This window comes from Catellatospora tritici, from assembly GCF_019083965.1.
Lineage (GTDB): Bacteria > Actinomycetota > Actinomycetes > Mycobacteriales > Micromonosporaceae > Catellatospora > Catellatospora tritici.
Map to the genome: position 1 here is coordinate 98,074 of NZ_JAHRCY010000010.1, position 16,675 is coordinate 114,748.

14 protein-coding genes are annotated in these 16,675 nt (G+C 72.5%); 8 read left to right on the top strand and 6 right to left on the bottom strand.

The features are described 5' to 3' along the window. Positions 1–46 precede the first annotated feature (46 nt). Entirely contained in the window at positions 47–541 is a 495-nt protein-coding gene (locus KUA19_RS23035; RefSeq protein WP_217398832.1) for a hypothetical protein, read from the top strand. 1 nt (position 542) lies between these two features. On the opposite strand, the gene KUA19_RS23040 is transcribed toward KUA19_RS23035, so the two are convergent. The 3 genes from KUA19_RS23040 to KUA19_RS23050 are packed head-to-tail and all read right to left on the bottom strand — an operon-like array spanning position 543 to position 2,897. Then, positions 543–1,178 (bottom strand): alpha/beta hydrolase, encoded by a 636-nt coding sequence (locus KUA19_RS23040; RefSeq protein ID WP_217398834.1) that lies wholly within the window; start codon positions 1,176–1,178, stop codon positions 543–545. Between the two features lie 51 nt (positions 1,179–1,229). Then, the gene (locus KUA19_RS23045) at positions 1,230–1,628 is read right to left on the bottom strand and encodes a hypothetical protein (protein ID WP_217398836.1); all 399 of its coding nucleotides are present in this window, start codon (positions 1,626–1,628) and stop codon (positions 1,230–1,232) included. Positions 1,629–1,685: 57 nt separating this feature from the next. Next, positions 1,686–2,897 carry a cryptochrome/photolyase family protein gene (locus KUA19_RS23050; RefSeq protein ID WP_217399247.1) on the bottom strand — a complete coding sequence of 404 codons (1,212 nt, stop codon included), beginning with the start codon at positions 2,895–2,897 and terminating at the stop codon, positions 1,686–1,688. A gap of 211 nt (positions 2,898–3,108) precedes the next feature. Between KUA19_RS23050 and KUA19_RS23055 the strand changes: the two genes are divergently transcribed. The 5 genes from KUA19_RS23055 to KUA19_RS23075 all read left to right on the top strand — a co-directional run bounded on the left by KUA19_RS23055 (position 3,109) and on the right by KUA19_RS23075 (position 11,300). After that, the gene (locus KUA19_RS23055; protein WP_217399249.1) at positions 3,109–4,011 is read left to right on the top strand and encodes a MerR family transcriptional regulator; all 903 of its coding nucleotides are present in this window, start codon (positions 3,109–3,111) and stop codon (positions 4,009–4,011) included. A 139-nt stretch (positions 4,012–4,150) separates the two neighbouring features. After that, on the top strand, positions 4,151–5,026 hold the full coding sequence (locus tag KUA19_RS23060) for a GNAT family N-acetyltransferase (protein WP_217398838.1): 876 nt from the start codon (positions 4,151–4,153) through the stop codon (positions 5,024–5,026). Continuing rightward, positions 5,023–6,126: an o-succinylbenzoate synthase gene (menC, locus tag KUA19_RS23065; protein WP_217398840.1), complete on the top strand. Its 1,104-nt coding sequence runs from the start codon at positions 5,023–5,025 to the stop codon at positions 6,124–6,126. Before KUA19_RS23060 ends, menC begins: the two co-directional genes overlap by 4 nt. Positions 6,127–6,138: 12 nt before the next feature. Beyond that, positions 6,139–7,695: an N-acyl-D-amino-acid deacylase family protein gene (locus KUA19_RS23070; RefSeq protein WP_217398842.1), complete on the top strand. Its 1,557-nt coding sequence runs from the start codon at positions 6,139–6,141 to the stop codon at positions 7,693–7,695. A 284-nt stretch (positions 7,696–7,979) separates the two neighbouring features. After that, positions 7,980–11,300, top strand: coding sequence for a glycoside hydrolase family 48 protein (locus tag KUA19_RS23075; protein WP_217398844.1), 3,321 nt, complete (start codon positions 7,980–7,982; stop codon positions 11,298–11,300). Between the two features lie 80 nt (positions 11,301–11,380). Here KUA19_RS23075 and KUA19_RS23080 read toward each other — a convergent pair whose 3' ends face one another. The 3 genes from KUA19_RS23080 to KUA19_RS23090 form a co-directional block, all read right to left on the bottom strand. Continuing rightward, on the bottom strand, positions 11,381–12,358 hold the full coding sequence (locus KUA19_RS23080) for a serine hydrolase domain-containing protein (protein ID WP_217398846.1): 978 nt from the start codon (positions 12,356–12,358) through the stop codon (positions 11,381–11,383). Positions 12,359–12,470: 112 nt separating this feature from the next. Then, positions 12,471–14,591, bottom strand: coding sequence for an alpha-galactosidase (locus tag KUA19_RS23085; protein WP_308167589.1), 2,121 nt, complete (start codon positions 14,589–14,591; stop codon positions 12,471–12,473). Positions 14,592–14,658: 67 nt separating this feature from the next. Further along, positions 14,659–15,426 (bottom strand): GNAT family N-acetyltransferase, encoded by a 768-nt coding sequence (locus KUA19_RS23090; RefSeq protein ID WP_217398848.1) that lies wholly within the window; start codon positions 15,424–15,426, stop codon positions 14,659–14,661. 17 nt (positions 15,427–15,443) lie between these two features. Here KUA19_RS23090 and KUA19_RS23095 point away from each other — a divergent pair, with 17 nt between their 5' ends. Then, complete coding sequence (locus tag KUA19_RS23095; protein WP_308167590.1) at positions 15,444–16,181, top strand: DUF72 domain-containing protein; 738 nt, start codon at positions 15,444–15,446, stop codon at positions 16,179–16,181. A 169-nt stretch (positions 16,182–16,350) separates the two neighbouring features. Next, a complete protein-coding gene (locus KUA19_RS23100; protein WP_212825018.1) occupies positions 16,351–16,530 on the top strand; it encodes a hypothetical protein in 180 nt (59 codons plus the stop codon). The last annotated feature ends 145 nt before the right edge of the window (positions 16,531–16,675 follow it).

Sequence of the window (16,675 nt, forward strand, 5' to 3'; positions counted from 1 at the left end):
ACGATAGCGGCGGCTATGCTCCTCGACTGACGACGGGAAGGTCGCGATGGGATTCTTCGGCACGTACCGCTATGACGGCACACGCTGGCACGAGTTGCCCCGACCCGACCTGTCCCCGGCCGAGGAGCCGTGGCTGCTGGTGTACATCCACGACAGTGACGTCGGTATGGTCCACTACCGCCCCACGGGGACCGGCAGCGGTGTCGCGTACCTCGGCCACACGCCGCGCACCTACTTCGACGATCCGGGAGCCTCGGCGCCGACCGACGTGGCGCGGGAGGCCGCCGCGCTCGCCGCCTGGTGGGCGCTGGCCCGCGGCGGCGTCGATCCGGACGCGGTGGCGGCCAAGGAACGTGAGCTGGCCGGATATCTCGCCGCCGACGAGGACCCGGACGCCGACGAGCCATTGGACGGCGACGGCGGTGACGACGAGCCGGTCGAGCTGGACGACGCGGACATCTTCGTCGAGGTCAAGGTGAGCCGGTTCGTGCTGGCGCTGGGCCTGCCCGACCTGCCCGAGCCGGACCTGGTCGGCCGCTGAGTCAGCAGCGCGGTTCGCCCGGGGCGTCGCCGTCGAGGACCGCGGTGACGAAGGCGCCGACCAGGCAGTTCCAGTGCCGGGCGCGGCGCAGCATGGCGTGGCCGTCGCCGCTGACGTCGAGGAACGTCACCCGGGCCCCGGCCTCCTCGGCGGCCAGGGCGTAGCGGCGTGACGCCGCCGGATCGGTGATCCAGTCCCGGTCGCCGTGGGCGATCAGCACCTGCTTGCCCGCCAACTGCTCGTATGGGTCGCCGGGCTCGATCCACGGTGCCAGCGCGCAGACCGCCGCCACCCGTGGGTCGCCGCCGCCCCACAGCGCGGCACGGGCGCCCATCGAGTGCCCGACCAGGATCACCGGCAGCTCCGGCCGCAGCTCGGCGGCCTGCCCCAGCGCCCACTGCAGGTCGTGCACCGGGTCGGCGGCGGAGCCGTTCCAGCCGTGGTAGCGGTAGCGCAGCCGCCAGACCAGGGCGTCCTCGGGCAGGGCCCGCAGGAACGGCAGCATCCGCAGGTAGGCCAGGCGGGCTCGGTGGTCGGGCCACCGGCTGCGCTCGGTGCCGCCGTGCAGGATCAGCACCAATCCGCGGGCTCCGGCGCGCACCGGCCCGGACTCGTACCCCGCGCTGCGCGTCGTCACCGCACCTCCCGCCTGCGAACCTATCTCGGCGGGATCGGCGGCGACGGCGGCTCAGCCCTTCGCGCCGCCGAACCGGGCCACGAGCCCGACCAGCAGGAACAGCAGCGCGCCGCCGAGGAACACGAACGCCGCGGTCGGGGCGCCGCCCGGCACGGCCTGGTCGCCGCTGACCAGGATCTCCTGCGTGGTGCGGGACAGGTCGGTGGGCCCTTCGAAGGTCAGTGTCGCCCGGTGCGTCGTCGCGCCCTCGGTCCAGCTGACCGCGCACTCCTGGGAGAAGTGCCGCTTCGCGCCGGTGCCGGTCGAGTGCTGGGTGCAGGTCTCCACCGCCGCCTGGGTCTTGTCCCAGGTCAGAGTACGCAGCTGGAATGCCCCGGCCGCGCCGGCCAGCACGGCGACGACGATCAGCACGAGCCCGGCGATGCGGCGGACGCCGCCCAGAGAAGTCACGGGCCGCATGTTCGCATCGGCGGGCCCCGCCGGGGCATCGGCCGGGCGGGGGAGGGGTCAGTGGCCGGTCCAGCGCTGGATGTACGCACCGTCGGGGTCGTACCGCTCGGTCTGCCGTTGCGGGCTGAACCTCCGGTACGGCTTGGTGTCGGTGCCGGTGCCCGCGACCCACTGCCAGTTGCCGAAGTTGTTGGCCACGTCGGCGTCCAGCAACAGCCGGGCGTACCAGGCGGCGCCCTCGCGCCAGTCCAGCCCCAGCGTCTTGGTCAGGTATGACGCGGTGACCAGCCGGGCCCGGTTGTGCATCCAGCCCTCGGCCGCGAGCTGGCGCATGCCCGCGTCCACCAGCGGCACCCCGGTCTGGCCCGCCTGCCAGGCGGCCAGCGCGTCGGCGTCGTCGTGCCACTGCTCCTGTGCTCCGGCCCGGTACGCCTCGGTGCCGAGTTTCGGGAAACAGGCCAGCACCTGGGTGTAGAAGTCGCGCCAGCACAGCTGCCGCACGAACGCGTCGGCGACGCCGCCCACGGTGGCCAGCCGCAGCGGCGACACGCACCCGAAGTGCAGGTACGGGCTCATCCGGGAGGTGGCGTCACCGGCCATGTCGTCGTGGCGGCCCGCGTAGTCCGCCGCCTGCGGCAGCCACGCCCTGAACCGGCGCAGCGCCTCGGTCTCGCCGCCCGGCATCGGGCCGGGCGACTCGGCCTTCGCGCCGGACAGCGCCCGCTGCGGATCACTGCCGGTCACGCCGTCGGGCAGTGGTGGGACCGTGCGCGGCGTCGCCGCGGGCGACCGCCACCGGTGCCCCTGCCAGGCGCGGTAGTACGGCGTGAACACCTTGTAGTGGTCGCCGCCGGTGCTCGGCCGGAGCTGCCCGGCGGGCACCACGGTCACGCCGGGGAACAGTTTGAGCGCGATCCGCTCGCGGTCGCAGGCGCGGGCGAGGCGGTCCTGGCGGCGCAGCGCGTACGGCCCGTAGTCCTCGGTCAGCCCGATCCCCGTCGCGCCGACCCGCTTGGCCAGCCGCACCGCCTCGGCGACCGGGTCGCCGGTGCGCACCAGGAGGTCACTGCCGCGCCCGCGCAGGTTCTCGCGCAGGTCGAGCAGGCACTCCAGCAGGAACCGCCGCCGGTTGTCCGGCACGGCCAGGCTCGGGTCGACCACGAACAGCGGCACCACCCGCTCGTACGCCGCGCACGCCGCCGCCAGCGCCGGCTGGTCGTGCACCCGCAGATCCCGCGTGAACAGCACCACGACCGTCTTCACCCGCACCACCCCCTCCACCTCGCGCCGTCCCACCCGCGCCGCCTCATTCGCGCCGCCCCGTCCGGGGCAGGGGCGCGCCGCAGTTTCGGGGAAACTGCGTCAATCGGTCCTGCCAGAGGTGCAGTTTCCCGGCAAGTGCGCGCTCGCAAACCGCGCCGCGCTGGATAACGATTCACCAATCAACGCAATATTAGCTTGCGGTAGGCTGCAACGCGTGGTGGACGGTGGCGACGACGAGGGTCTGAGCGCTGGGGCGGTGGCCCGGCGGCTCGGCATCGCCGTGACCACCCTGCGCACCTGGCACCAGCGCTACGGGCTGGGTCCGGGCGGGCACGCCCCGGGCCACCACCGCCGCTACGACACTGACGACCTGCGGCGGCTGGAGACGATGCGACGGCTCACCGCGCACGGTGTGCCCGCGGCCGAGGCGGCCCGGATCGCGCTGGCCACGCCCGCCGACGCCGAACCGGAGCCACCGCGTCCGCAGCGTGACGGCGGCGGCCACACCGTGGCGGTAGGCCGCGCCGGAGCCGAGGCCCGGGGCCTGGCCCGCGCGGCGATGCGGCTGGACGCGCTGACCGTACGTGACCTGGTCGAGCAGGCGGTGGTCGAGCACGGGGTGGTGTCCACCTGGCAGGACCTGCTCTGCCCGGTGCTGGTCGGCATCGGCACCCGGCACGCCGCCACCAGCCGCCTGATCGAGGTCGAGCACCTGGTGTCGCGCTGCATCACCGAGGTGTTCGGCGCGGTGCCCCGCCCGGCCCCCGGCACTCCCGTGCCGGTGCTGCTGTCCTGCGCCGACGACGAGCAGCACAGCCTGCCGCTGGAGGCGCTGTCGGCGGCGCTGGCCGAGCGCGGCATCGGCAGCCGCCTGCTGGGCGCCCGCGTCCCGGCCCGTTCCCTGCTCGACGCCGTACGCCGCACCGGCCCCGCCCTGGTGCTGATCTGGTCGCACGCCCCGCAGACCGCCGACACCGGCGTGCTGTCGGACCTGCTCACGATGCCGGGTCGTCCCGCACTGGTGGTCGCCGCGGGCCCCGGCTGGCCCGACGACCTTCCCGACGGCGTGCTCACCCCCGACACCCTCGCCGCCGCCCTCACCCTCGCCACCTCCGTCTGACGAAAGGAAGGGCCCCTTCTTATCGCTTTCCGTAGTGGAAGGGCCCCTTCTTAACTGGTGACTGCCCCGCTTGACTGGCGACACTCCCGGCCCGCCGACCGCGCGGCGGCACGTTCGACCCTGGTGGTTCACTACACGGATGGTGTTCGCTTCCGGTGCCGTGCCCGCTGAGCAGGTGCAGACCGCGGTCGAGTTGGCGGCGACGGCCGCGGCCCGGCTGCGGCTGGAGATCCGGGAGCTGGCGGCCGTGCCCGACCAGCACGAGGCCGCCGAGCTGCTGCGCCGGATCTGGCACGCCGACTCGGCCGACCAGCTCATCAACCGGGCCACCCTGCGGGCCCTGCAGCACGCGGGCAACTACGTGGCGGGGGCGTACCGCGACGGCGTGCTCGTCGCGGCCGCGATCGCCTTCTTCGGGGTGGACCACCTGCACTCGCACATCACCGGGGTCGACCCGGCGGCGCAGAGCGGCGGGGTCGGGTACGCCCTCAAGCAGCACCAGCGGGCCTGGTGCCTGGCCCGCGGCATCACCGAGGTCCGCTGGACCTTCGACCCCCTGGTCCGCCGCAACGCCTACGTCAACCTGCACAAACTCGGCGGCCGCGCGGTGGCGTACCTGCCGGACTTCTACGGCGAGATGAACGACGGCATCAACACCGGCGAGGCCACCGATCGGCTTTACCTGTGCTGGGAGCTGTTGTCGGCGGGCGCCCAGGCGGCGGCGCACGGCGACGTGCGCGATGTGGACCTCGCCGCGCTGCGCGCCGCCGGTGGCATGGTGCTGCTCGACCGCACCGCCGCGCAGGAACCCCGCCCCGCCGTGGTGCCGCTGGACGGCAGACCGCTGCTGGTCGCGGTGCCCGACGACGTGGTGGCGCTGCGCGAGCGCGACCCCGGCGCGGCGGTGGCCTGGCGGCTGCCGGTACGCGAGGCGCTGTGCGCCGCCCTGGACGCCGGCTACCGGATCACCGGGATGAGCCGGGACGGCTGGTACACCCTGGAGGCGGACCGATGATCAAGGGTTTCGAGCTGCGCCGCATCGCTATGCCGCTGGTCAGCCCGTTCCGCACCTCGTTCGGAGTGGAGCGCGACCGCGACGTGCTGTTGGTGCGCGCGGTCACCGACACCGCCGAGGGCTGGGGCGAGTGCGTGGCCATGTCGGCCCCGCTCTACTCCGCCGAGTACGTCGAGGGCGCCGCCGAGGTGATCAAACGGTTCCTGATCCCGGCGCTGGCCGGGGTGCCCGACGCCGACCCGCGCCGGACCGAGGTGCCGTTCGGCAGGATCAAGGGTCATCCGATGGCGAAGGCGGCGGTGCAGACCGCGCTGCTGGACGCCTGGCTGCGCGAGCACGGGCTGCCGCTGGCCGCGCACCTGGGCGCCGAGCGCGAGCGGGTGCCCGCCGGGGTGTCGGTCGGCATCATGGACTCGATTCCGCAGCTGCTGGCGGCGGTCGAGGGCTACCTGGCCGAGGGGTACCTGCGGATCAAGCTGAAGATCGAACCCGGCTGGGACGTGGCGCCGGTGCGGGCGGTACGCGAGCGGTTCGGCGACATCCTGCTGCAGGTGGACGCGAACACGGCGTACACGCTGGCCGACGCGCGGCAGCTGGCCAAACTGGACCCGTTCGACCTCCTGCTGATCGAGCAACCGCTGCCCGAGGACGACGTACGCGGGCACGCCGAGCTGGCCCGGCAGGTGCGCACCCCGATCTGCCTGGACGAGTCGATCACCAGCGCGCGGGCCGCCGCCGACGCGATCGCGCTCGGCGCCACCTCGGTGATCAACATCAAGCCGGGCCGCGTCGGCGGCTACCTGGAGGCCCGCCGGGTGCACGATGTCTGCGCCGCCAACGGCATCCCGGTCTGGGTCGGCGGCATGCTGGAGACCGGCATCGGCCGGGCCGCCAACGTCGCGCTGGCCGCGTTGCCCAACTGCGTACTGCCCGGCGACACCTCGGCCTCGGACCGCTACTTCCGCCGTGACATCACCGACCCGTTCGTGCTGGACGGCGGCCATCTGGCCGTGCCGACCGGCCCCGGCATCGGCGTCACCCCCGACCCGGACGCGCTGCGCGAGGTCACCACGGCCACCGAGTGGCTTCCCCTCGAATAGGAGCACAGCACCATGCACGATCTCGTCCTGCGCGGCGGTACGGTCTACGACGGCCTCGGCGGACCCGGCGTACGCGCCGACGTCGCCGTCGACGGCGACCAGGTCACCGCGGTCGGCGAAGACCTCGGCCCGGCCCGCCGTGTGCTCGACGTCGACGGCCTGGCCGTGGCACCGGGCTTCCTCGACCCGCACAGCCACTCCGACCCGGTCCCGCTGATGGCCGACGCGCAGCCGTTCAAGCTGCACCAGGGCGTCACCACCGAGATCGTCGGCAACTGCGGGTTCTCGTTCGCCCCACTGGACGCCGCCACCATCGAGGCGGCCGGACCCCTGTTCGCGGAGCTGGCGGGCGGGGTGCCGGTGCTGCCGCGCGACTTCGCGGGCTACCTGGCCGACGCGCAGGCGGCCGGGCCGACCAACCACCTCGCGGTGCTGGTCGGGCACAACACGCTGCGGGCGTACGCCAACGGCATGGACGAGAAGCTGCGGCCCGGCGCCCTGGCGCGGATGTGCGAGCTGGCCGACGCGGCGTTCGCGGCGGGCGCGGTCGGGCTGTCCAGCGGGCTGATCTACCCGCCGGGCTCCTATGCCGACACCGACGAGCTGGTCGCGCTGGCCCGGGTCGCGCACCGCTGGAACCGGCCCTACGCCACGCACATGCGCAACGAGGACGACCAGCTCGAAGCGGCGCTGGACGAGGCGATCGAGATCGCGACCCGGGCCCGGGTGCGGCTGCAGGTGTCGCACTGCAAGGTCGCCGGAAAGGCCAACCACGGTGGTGCCCCGGCGTTGCTGGCCAAGCTGCACGCGGCCCGGCTGGCCGGGGTGGACGTGCGCGGCGACCAGTACCCGTACCTGGCCGGCGGCACCTTCCTCAACGCGCTGCTGCCCGGGTCGGCGCAGGTCGGCGGGCTGGACGCGATGCGGGCCCGGCTGGTCGACCCCGACGGGCGCAAGACGGTCCGGGCGGCGGCGGAGGATTCGGCGTACCCCCAGGGCTTCTGGTCCCGGGTTGCTCCCGCCGACGTGCTGGTCACCACGCACGCGACCCGCACCGACGTCACCGGCCGCACCCTGGCCGAGCTCGCCGGGACCGCCGACGCCTTCGACACGCTGTGCGAGGTGCTGATCGCCGACCCCGGCGCGGGCATGGTCATCACCATGATGGACGAGGCCGACGTGCGGACGATCATGGTCGACCCGCTGGTGGGCATCGGCTCCGACAACGGCCCGCCGGTCGGCCTGCAGCACCCGCGCACCTGGGGCTGCTTCCCCAAGGTGCTCGGCGAGTATGTCCGCGAGCGCGGCCTGCTCACCCTGCCCGAGGCGATCCGCAAGATGACCTCGGCCATCGCCGACCAGTTCGGCCTGGCCGGGCGCGGCTACCTCGGCGCGGGCGCCGTCGCCGACGTGGTCGTGTTCGACCCGGCCACCATCGGCCACACCGGCACCTACGCCGTCCCCGACGTACGCCCCACCGGCGTGCGCCACGTGCTGCTCACCGGTGCGCACGTCATCGACTCCGGCGAGTTCACCGGCGCCCGCGCCGGGCAGGTGCTGCGCGGCTGAGCGGTTCCTGAATCTCCTGTGGATCTCCTGGAAACCGCTGCTTGATCATATCTTGTGATCCGCGGCAGTCGATGCGATGCTTCAACTACTCGTGTGAGGAGCCTTCACGCGGTTCGGGCAGCCGAGGGCATCCGGGAAACCGGAACGGCGCCCGGTCTGCCTGTGCACCGCTCTGCCTGTGCACCGCGTGAGGTCACGCCGACGACTGGAACACGTCGCGCTGCGTCGTCGTCCACCGCCCTGCCCGGAGCAGGGCCGGTGATCCGTCCCCACGAGGAGACCTCATGAGATTGACCGCGCTCCGCCGCCGTGTCGCGCTCGCCGCGACAGGGCTGATGGTCGTGGCGCTGGGAGCCGCGATAGCGACCCCCGCCCACGCCGCCGTCGCCTGCCAGGTGACGTACACGAAGGCCTGGGACAACGGCTCCGGTTTCGGTGCCAACCTGACCCTGCAGAACCTCGGCGACCCGTGGACCAGCTGGACGCTGACCTACGCCTGGCCGGGCAACCAGACCGGCATCCAGGGCTGGTCGGCCAACTACAGCCAGTCCGGCCAGAACGTCACCGCCACGAGCCTGTCCTACAACGGCGCCGTCGCCAACGGCGGCTCGGTCGGCATCGGGTTCAACGCCTCCTACAGCGGCACGAACACCAACCCGACCACGTTCGCCATCAACGGCACCACCTGTGGCGGCACGCCGCCGCCGGTGAGCCTGGTGGTGTCGTCGACGTCGGTGTCGGTGCCCGAGGGCGGCACGGCGACCTATGCCGTACGCCTGTCGGCCCAGCCGTCCGCCAACGTCACGGTCACCACGACCGCGGGCAGCGGCGACGCCAACCTGACCGTGTCGTCCGGCGCCAGCCTGACGTTCACGACCAGCAACTGGAACACCAACCAGACAGTCACCCTGGCCGCGTCCGAGGACTCCGACACCACCAACGGCACCCGGCCGTTCACGGTGGCGGCGAGCGGGCTGAGCTCGGTGACTGTCAACGCGACCGAGGCCGACAACGACCCGGTCGGCACCCAGTCGCTGGTGGTCTCACCGACGTCGGTGAGCGTGCCCGAGGGCGGCACCGCCACCTTCGGCGTACGCCTGAACATCGCGCCGACCGGCAACGTAACCGTCACCACGACGGCGGGCACCGGCGACGCCAACCTGACCGTGTCGTCGGGCGCCAGCCTGACGTTCACGACCAGCAACTGGAGCACGGCCCAGAACGTGACCCTGGCGGCCGCCGAGGACAGCGACACCACCAACGGCACCAGGCCGTTCACGGTCGCCTCCAGCGGGCTGACCTCGGTGACCGTCAACGCCACCGAGGCCGACAACGACCCCACCACGACGCAGTCGCTGGTGGTCAGCCCGACGTCGGCGAGCGTGCCCGAGGGCTCGACGGCGGTGGTCGGGGTGCACCTGGCCGTGCAGCCGTCCGCCAACGTCACGGTCACCACGACCGCGGGCAGCGGCGACACCGACCTGACCGTGTCGTCGGGCGCCAGCCTGACGTTCACGACCAGCAACTGGAACACCAACCAGAACGTGACCCTGGCCGCGGCGCAGGACGCCGACAGCACCAACGGCACCAGGCCGTTCACGGTCGCCTCCAGCGGGCTGACCTCGGTGGTCGTCACCGCGACGGAGATCGACGACGAGAACACGGCCAACGCCTACATCACCGAGTTCACCACCCAGTACAACAAGCTGAAGGACCCGGCCAACGGGTACTTCTCGACCGAGGGCATCCCGTACCACACGATCGAGACGCTGCTCGTCGAGGCGCCCGACCACGGTCACGAGACCACCTCGGAGGCGTTCAGCTTCTGGATCTGGCTGGAGGCCCAGTACGGCCGGGTGACCAAGAACTGGACGCCGTTCAACAACGCGTGGACGACGATGGAGACCTACATCATCCCGTCCGCGGCGGCCCAGCCGGGCCAGAGCACCTACAACCCGAGCGACCCGGCCGACTACGCCCCCGAGGCGCTGCAGCCCAACGGTTACCCGGTGCCGCTGAGCACCAGTGTGGTCGCCGGTGCGGACCCGCTGGCCAACGAGCTGCAGACCACGTACGGCAACCGCAACATCTACGGCATGCACTGGCTGCTCGACGTGGATGACGTGTACAAGTACGGCACCGGCCGCACCGCCGCCGAGTGCGGTGACAACACGCAGCGGGTGACCTACATCAACACGTTCCAGCGTGGACCGCAGGAGTCCACCTGGGAGACGGTCGCGCACCCGTCGTGTGACACGGGCCGGTTCGCGAACTTCCCGTCGCTGTTCATCCAGGGCTCGGGCACCGGCCAGTGGCGGTACACCGACGCCCCGGACGCCGACGCGCGTGCCGTCGAGGCCGCGTACTGGGCGCTGCAGTGGGCCACGGCCCAGGGCAACCAGTCGCAGGTCTCCGCGACCATCACCAAGGCCGCGAAGATGGGCGACTACCTGCGGTACGCGATGTACGACAAGTACTTCAAGACCCCGGGCTGCACCTCCACCTCCTGCACCCCCGGCAGCGGCAAGAGCAGCAGCAACTACCTGCTGTCGTGGTACTACGCGTGGGGCGGCGACATCGGCGGCGCCTGGTCGTGGCGCATCGGTTCCAGCCACAACCACCAGGGCTACCAGAACCCGCTCGCCGCGTACGTCCTCGGCTCGTCCGGCCCGACCGCGCTGCGCCCGCAGTCGCCCACGGCCGCCACCGACTGGGACACCAGCCTCACCCGCCAGCTCGACTTCTACCTCTGGCTGCAGTCGGCCGAGGGCGGCATCGCCGGTGGCGCGACGAACAGCTGGAACGGCAACTACTCGGCGCCTCCCGCCGGTACGCCCACCTTCTACGGCATGGCGTACGACGTGAAGCCGGTCTACCACGACCCGCCGTCCAACCAGTGGTTCGGCTTCCAGGCCTGGTCGCTGGACCGCGTGGCGGAGTACTACTACGTCACCGGCAACGCCAAGGCCAAGCAGATCCTGGACAAGTGGGTCGCCTGGGCCATCGCGAACACGACGCTCGGTTCGGGCTCGAACTTCGCGATCCCCAGCGACATGACCTGGTCGGGTCAGCCGTCCGGCAACTACAGCGGCGGCGGTTCCGGCCCGGCGGCCAACCCGGGCCTGCACGTCACGGTCACCAAGTCCGGCAACGACGTCGGTGTCGCGGCGGCCTACGCCCGTACCCTGACCTACTACGCGGCCAAGGAGAACGGCTCGACCCTGGGCAACTCCGCCAAGGCGACCGCGAAGGGCCTGCTGGACCGCATGATCCTGCTGAAGGCGAACGACACCAAGGGCATCGTGGTGCCTGAGGTCCGCGAGGACTACAACCGGTTCGACGACGTGTGGAACTCCACCACGCAGACCGGCCTCTACGTCCCGTCGGGCTTCAGCGGCACCATGGGCACCGGCGTGCCGATCAACTCCAGCTCGACGTTCATGAGCATCCGGCCGTTCTACGCCACCGACCCGGCCTGGCCGGCGGTTCAGGCGTATCTGAACGGGACCGGACCCGCACCCACCTTCACCTACCACCGGTTCTGGGCGCAGTCGGACATCGCCATGGCGTTCGCCGACTTCGGCTCCCTCTTCCCCAACGGCTGATTCGTAAGGAAGGGCCCCTTCTTATCGCTTTGCGTAGTAGAAGGGCCCCTTCTTGACTCGGCAGCGGGGGCACGTCCGGCTCAGGCCGGGCGTGCCCCTGTCGGGTTCACGAGCAGGTCGGTGAGGGCGTCGGTGAGCGACACCATCCGCTCGACGCCGTCGGCGAGGGCGAGCGCGGCCAGGCTGCGACCGGTCGCGGGAACCCGGACCAGCTTCGCGGTCAGACCCGGCCACGCGCCGCCGTGCGAGTGGAGCGGATGACCTCGGTATGTCCGCAGGCCGACCCCCATCGCGTACGGCACGGACGTCCCGTCCTCCAGCCGCCCCGCCGTGTGCAGCACCGCCGCGACGCCCAGCGCGTCACTGTGCATGGCCCGGTTCCATCGCAGCAGGTCGTGCACAGTGCTCCACATGCCGCCGTCGCCGAGCGTCAGCGGCGCGGGCCCGTCCGGCAGGGCTCGTGCGCCCGGCGGTGCCGGGTCCGGACCCGGCCACAGCACCGTCGCGTCCATGCCCAGCGGCGCGAACAGCTCCCGTCGCGCGAACACCGGCAGCGGCCCGCCCGCGGCCCGAGCCGCCGCCTCCGCCAGGCAGACATAGCCGAGGTTGCAGTAGCCGTGGATCTGCCCCGGCGCCTCGACCCGGGCGACCGTACCGAGCATGGCCAGCACGCCGGGCGTGGTCCAGTCGACCTGCCCGGTCGCGCGTATCGCCTGCCAGGCCTGCTCCTGCGAGGGCAGGCCGCCGGAGTGGACCAGCAGGTGGCGCAGGCGGATCCGGGTGGCCCAGGCGGGCAGTTCCGGCAGCCAGCGGATCAGTGGGTCGTCGAGCGCCAGCGCGCCGCGCCGGACGAGCAGCGCCAGGCAGGCGCCCGTGACCTGCTTGGACACCGACGCCGTGTACGCCACGGTGTGCGGCCCGAACGACTCGTGCGTGGCGACCGTGGTGATCTCGCCATCGTCCAGCCCGAGCACGACCTGCTCGTCCGGCCCGTACCCGGCCGCGCTGACCAGTTCCCGCACCCGCCGTTCCCGCTCAACTCGATCTTGAACCGTCACCGCGCCCACGCTATCCAGTCCCGGGTGCCCGGATGCACCCCTCATGATCCGAAATCGTGGACGCCAGGTGCAGCTATAGCGACACCTGGCGTCCACGATTCCGGATCACCGATCACCCCTGCCCGTCGAGGCGGCGCAGTTCCAGGACGAAGCCCTCGGCCGGGCGCAGCAACGGCGCGGCCAGGCCGTACGAGGCCAGCGCGGCGCCGGTGAGGGTGACCCGCGGTGACCACTCCTGCGCCCAGATCCTTGGCACGGGCAGCTCCGGGACCAGGCCGACCCGGTAGCGGGCGTTCGGGTCCAGGCCGGGCAGCCGCAGCCGGGTGGTGCCGTCGGACGCGCCGGCGGTGAGCTGGGCGTACGCGAACAGCGCGTGCCCGCTGTCGGCGGCGACGACGCCGTACAGGTGGGCGGACGGGTCGGGGTGGTCGGCGCGGACGGTGCGCCCGCAGTGGAGCAGTTCCCGCAGTCGCCGGTACGCCCCGATCCACGCCGACAGTTGCGCCCGCTCGGTCTCGTCGCAGGCGGTGATGTCCCATTCGATGCCGGCGTGCCCGAACAGGGCGGTCAGGCAGCGGAAGTTCAGGTTCGCGGCGCGGCCATTGGTGTGCGACACCGGCGGCCCGACGTGGCAGCCCATCAGCTCGGGCGGCAGCAGCAGCCCGGTCCAGCGCTGGATGTACTGCCGCTCCAGCGGGTCGTTGTTGTCCGAGACCCACACCCGGTCGGTACGCGACAGGATGCCCAGGTCGACGCGCCCGCCACCGGACGAGCACGACTCGATCTCCAGGCCGGGGTGGCGTTCGCGCAGCGCGTCGACCAGCCGGTATGTGGCGGCGGTCTGCGCGTGTACCCCGGCGGTGCCGTCGTGGACGGCTTCGACCAGGTCGCGGTTGTGGTCCCACTTGAGGTAGTCCGGCCGGTACTCGGTGACCAGCGCGTCGAGCCGTTCGAGCAGGTGCGTCCACACCTCGGGCCGGGCCAGGTCGAGCACCTGCTGGTGACGCCAGTTCGCGGGCAGCCGGTCGGGTGCGGCCAGATACCAGTCGGGGTGGGCGCGGGCCAGGTCGGAGTCCGGGTTGATCATTTCGGGTTCGACCCAGAGGCCGAACTGCATGCCCAGGCGGCGTACCTCGGCGACGAGCGGGTGCAGGCCGTTCGGCCATACCGCTGGATCGACCTGCCAGTCGCCGAGCCCGGCGGTGTCGTTGCGGCGCCCCAGGAACCAGCCATCGTCCAGCACGAACCGCTCCACGCCCAGCTCGGCCGCGGTGCGCGCGAGCGCGGTGAGCCGGTCCAGGTCGTGGTCGAAGTAGACGGCCTCCCAGGTGTTGAGGGTGACCGGCCGGGGCGTACGCGGATGACCGGCGCGGGCGCGCAGCCAGGCGTGCATGGCGTCGGACAGTCCGTCCAGCCCCGACGCCGAGTGGCAGAAGTACACCCACGGCGTCGTGTACGTCTCACCCTCGCCCAGCCGGACCTCACCAGGCCCGAGCAGTTCGCCGCCGCCGAGCACCCCGTCGCCGTCGACGGTCCGCTGCGCGAGCTGCGTGTGGTCGCCGCTCCAGCCCACGTGTACGCCCCACACCTGCCCCTGCCGGAACCCGAATCCGGCCGTGCCCGTGAGGAAGAACGGCGGCGCGTCGAAGCCGGTGCGGCCGCGGCGGCTCTCGTGCGCGATCGTCTGCTGCCCGAAGGCGCTGCGCTGCGGCACCCGCTCGCGCGACCAGCGCCCGGTGAAGTCCAGCACCTCGACCGCGTCGGCGGGCACCGGCAGCACGCACAGCAGCGCGTCCACCGTGTACACACCCGCGCCCGTGCTGGTCACCGTGTGCCGCATCCGCAGCACTCCCTGCGGCCCGAGCTCCAGTTCGGCGCGCAGCCGCACCCCGGCCGCCTCGTCGAGGGCGGACGCGGTCACCGTGCCGCCGCCGGCCGGGTCGACCACGGTCGCGACCGGCTCCGTGGGCAACAGTCGCAGGTGGGGGTACGTGCCGTCGCGGTGCCCGGCCAGCGCGGGCCGCCCCGTCCACCGGTCGGCCTGCGTGGGCAGCAGTGGCGCGCCCAGCGGCTGGTTCGGGTACACCGACTGCCCCGCCGCGAGCAGATCGGACCAGTCCTCGCCCAGGTCGGCGCCCCAGTGCAGCACCCGGGGCAGCCCGGCGCCGCTGACGTCGAGGGCGAGGCTCACTCCGGCGGCACGCAGCACGACCAGTTCGGCAGAGACAGACACAGATTCACACCCGATCAAACGTGATCCAACATCCGCGGCAGAGCCTAGGAGGGCGGGCCGGACCCCGTCAACGCGCGACGCAGGTGAACTCGCCGTACTCGGCGATCGGGGTGAAACCGAGGCGGGCGTAGAGGGCCAGCGCGGCCGCGTTGTCGGCGTGCACGTTGAGGGTCACGTGGTCGACCGTCTCGCGCAGGCGGCGGCACAGCGCCGCGACCGCGCCCCGGGCCAGCCCCTGCCCGCGTACGTCCGGGTGGGTGGTGACGTTGCCCAGCGCGCTGACCCGATACGCCGGGGACCAGACGTGGACCCCGGCCACGGCCAGCAGGCGGCCGTCGCGGCGGACCCCGACGTACTGGCCGGTCTCCAGCATGCGGCGGTCGAACCAGTTGCCGGGGTAGGCCGCGTCGTAGAGGGCGGACAGTTCCGGCAGGTCGGCGGGGTCGAGCACGTCGCCCAGCGGCTCGGCCGCGGCCAGGGCGGCCGGGTCGGTCAGCGCCATCTTCAGGTGTGGCCCGCCGGGTTCGAGCCGGTAGGCCTCGGCGAGCACGGTCTCGGCGCCCGGGGACAGGTGGGCATAGAACGTGCCCGGCAGCAGCGGCAGCAGGCCCCGCAGCAGCGGCCCGACCGAACCGGGGCCGTCGGGGTCGAACGCGAGCAGGGTGGGCAGGCCGCCGCCGTGGTAGACCAGCGCGAGCGCGTCGTCGCGGCGATACCAGGTGGTGTACGGCCAGAAGAAGTCGTCCAGGTCGCCGAGCTGGTAGGCGTACCGGGCCGGGTCCCGCCCCAGCAGCCCGGCCAGTTCTTCCCGATCGTGCACACTGCGTACCGGCATCAGCAGATGATCACACAGTGGACGCGCAGACTGGAACGGTGATCCTCGTCGGCACCTCCGGCTGGCAGTACCAGGACTGGCGCGGCCCGTTCTACCCGCCGGGCCTGCCGCAGCGCGAATGGCTGGCCCACTACGCCGCGCACTTCCCGACCGTCGAGGTCAACAGCGTCTTCTACCGCCTGCCCAAGCGCGACGTCTTCACCGCGTGGCGGGCGCAGACCCCGGCCGGGTTCACCGTGGCGGTGAAGGCCAGCCGCTACCTGACCCACATCCGGCGGCTGCGCGATCCGGCCGAACCGGTGCGCCGGTTCCTCGACGCGGTCGCGGGGCTGGGCGACCGGCTCGGCCCGGTGCTGCTGCAGTTGCCGCCGACGATGCGCGCCGACCCGGACGCGCTGGCCGATACGCTGCGCCGCTTCCCGAAGGGGCAGCGGGTCGCGGTCGAGCCGCGGCATCCGTCCTGGTGGAGCGAGCAGGTGCGGGCGGTGCTGGAACGCCACCACGCCGCGCTGTGCTGGGCCGACCGGCTGGGACGGCCGCAGACGCCGCTGTGGCGTACCGCCGACTTCGGCTACCTGCGCTTCCACGAGGGCCGCGCGCAGCCTCGGCCCCGCTACGGCCGCACCGCCCTGCGCACCTGGCACGGCCGTCTCCACGACACCTTCGGCGACCACCCCGTGTACGTCTACTTCAACAACGACCCCCACGCCGCCGCGATCGCCGACGCCCGCGCCTTCGCCGCCCTGGCGCGTTGAGAAGGGGCCCTTCCGCTACGTATTCCGAGCCGAGCCGCTGCTCGTCTCGCTGACGCGAGCCGACGAAGGTGCCTTTCCTTACCTCAAGGTTTACGGCCCTCAAGGTTTACGGCGGTGGGCGGTGGGTCATCAACGGGGCAGGAATGGACCGACCCCCCGGGAGATAAAGATGTTCGCCGTCATCGCCGCGATCCTGTTCGGCCTCGCGCTGCTGCTGGACCTCGTGAACGAGAGCATCGGCAGCCTGTTCACGCCGACCACCCTGGTCACCGCGGGCTTGCTGTTCCTGGCCCTGCACATGGCCGGTGCGGGCGGGTACGTGCGCGGCCGGTCCTGGCGCCGCCGCTGACCCCGGCGCCCCTTGGTCGGGCGGTGTGCACGCCCCCGTGGTGCACACCGCCTTTTCTGTGCCCGTGAACGGCTTCGAGCCCAGGCGAGGCGCTTAGAGCCCAGGCTGAGCTACGAGCCCAGGCTGAGCTACGAGCCCAGGCTGA

Coding starts and splice junctions, on each gene's coding strand:
- KUA19_RS23100 (WP_212825018.1), top strand. CDS start 16,351: ATGTTCGCCGTCATCGCCGCGATCCTGTTCGGCCTCGCGCTGCTGCTG.
- KUA19_RS23075 (WP_217398844.1), top strand. CDS start 7,980: ATGAGATTGACCGCGCTCCGCCGCCGTGTCGCGCTCGCCGCGACAGGG.
- KUA19_RS23090 (WP_217398848.1), bottom strand. CDS start 15,426: ATGCCGGTACGCAGTGTGCACGATCGGGAAGAACTGGCCGGGCTGCTG.
- KUA19_RS23060 (WP_217398838.1), top strand. CDS start 4,151: ATGGTGTTCGCTTCCGGTGCCGTGCCCGCTGAGCAGGTGCAGACCGCG.
- menC (WP_217398840.1), top strand. CDS start 5,023: ATGATCAAGGGTTTCGAGCTGCGCCGCATCGCTATGCCGCTGGTCAGC.
- KUA19_RS23070 (WP_217398842.1), top strand. CDS start 6,139: ATGCACGATCTCGTCCTGCGCGGCGGTACGGTCTACGACGGCCTCGGC.
- KUA19_RS23035 (WP_217398832.1), top strand. CDS start 47: ATGGGATTCTTCGGCACGTACCGCTATGACGGCACACGCTGGCACGAG.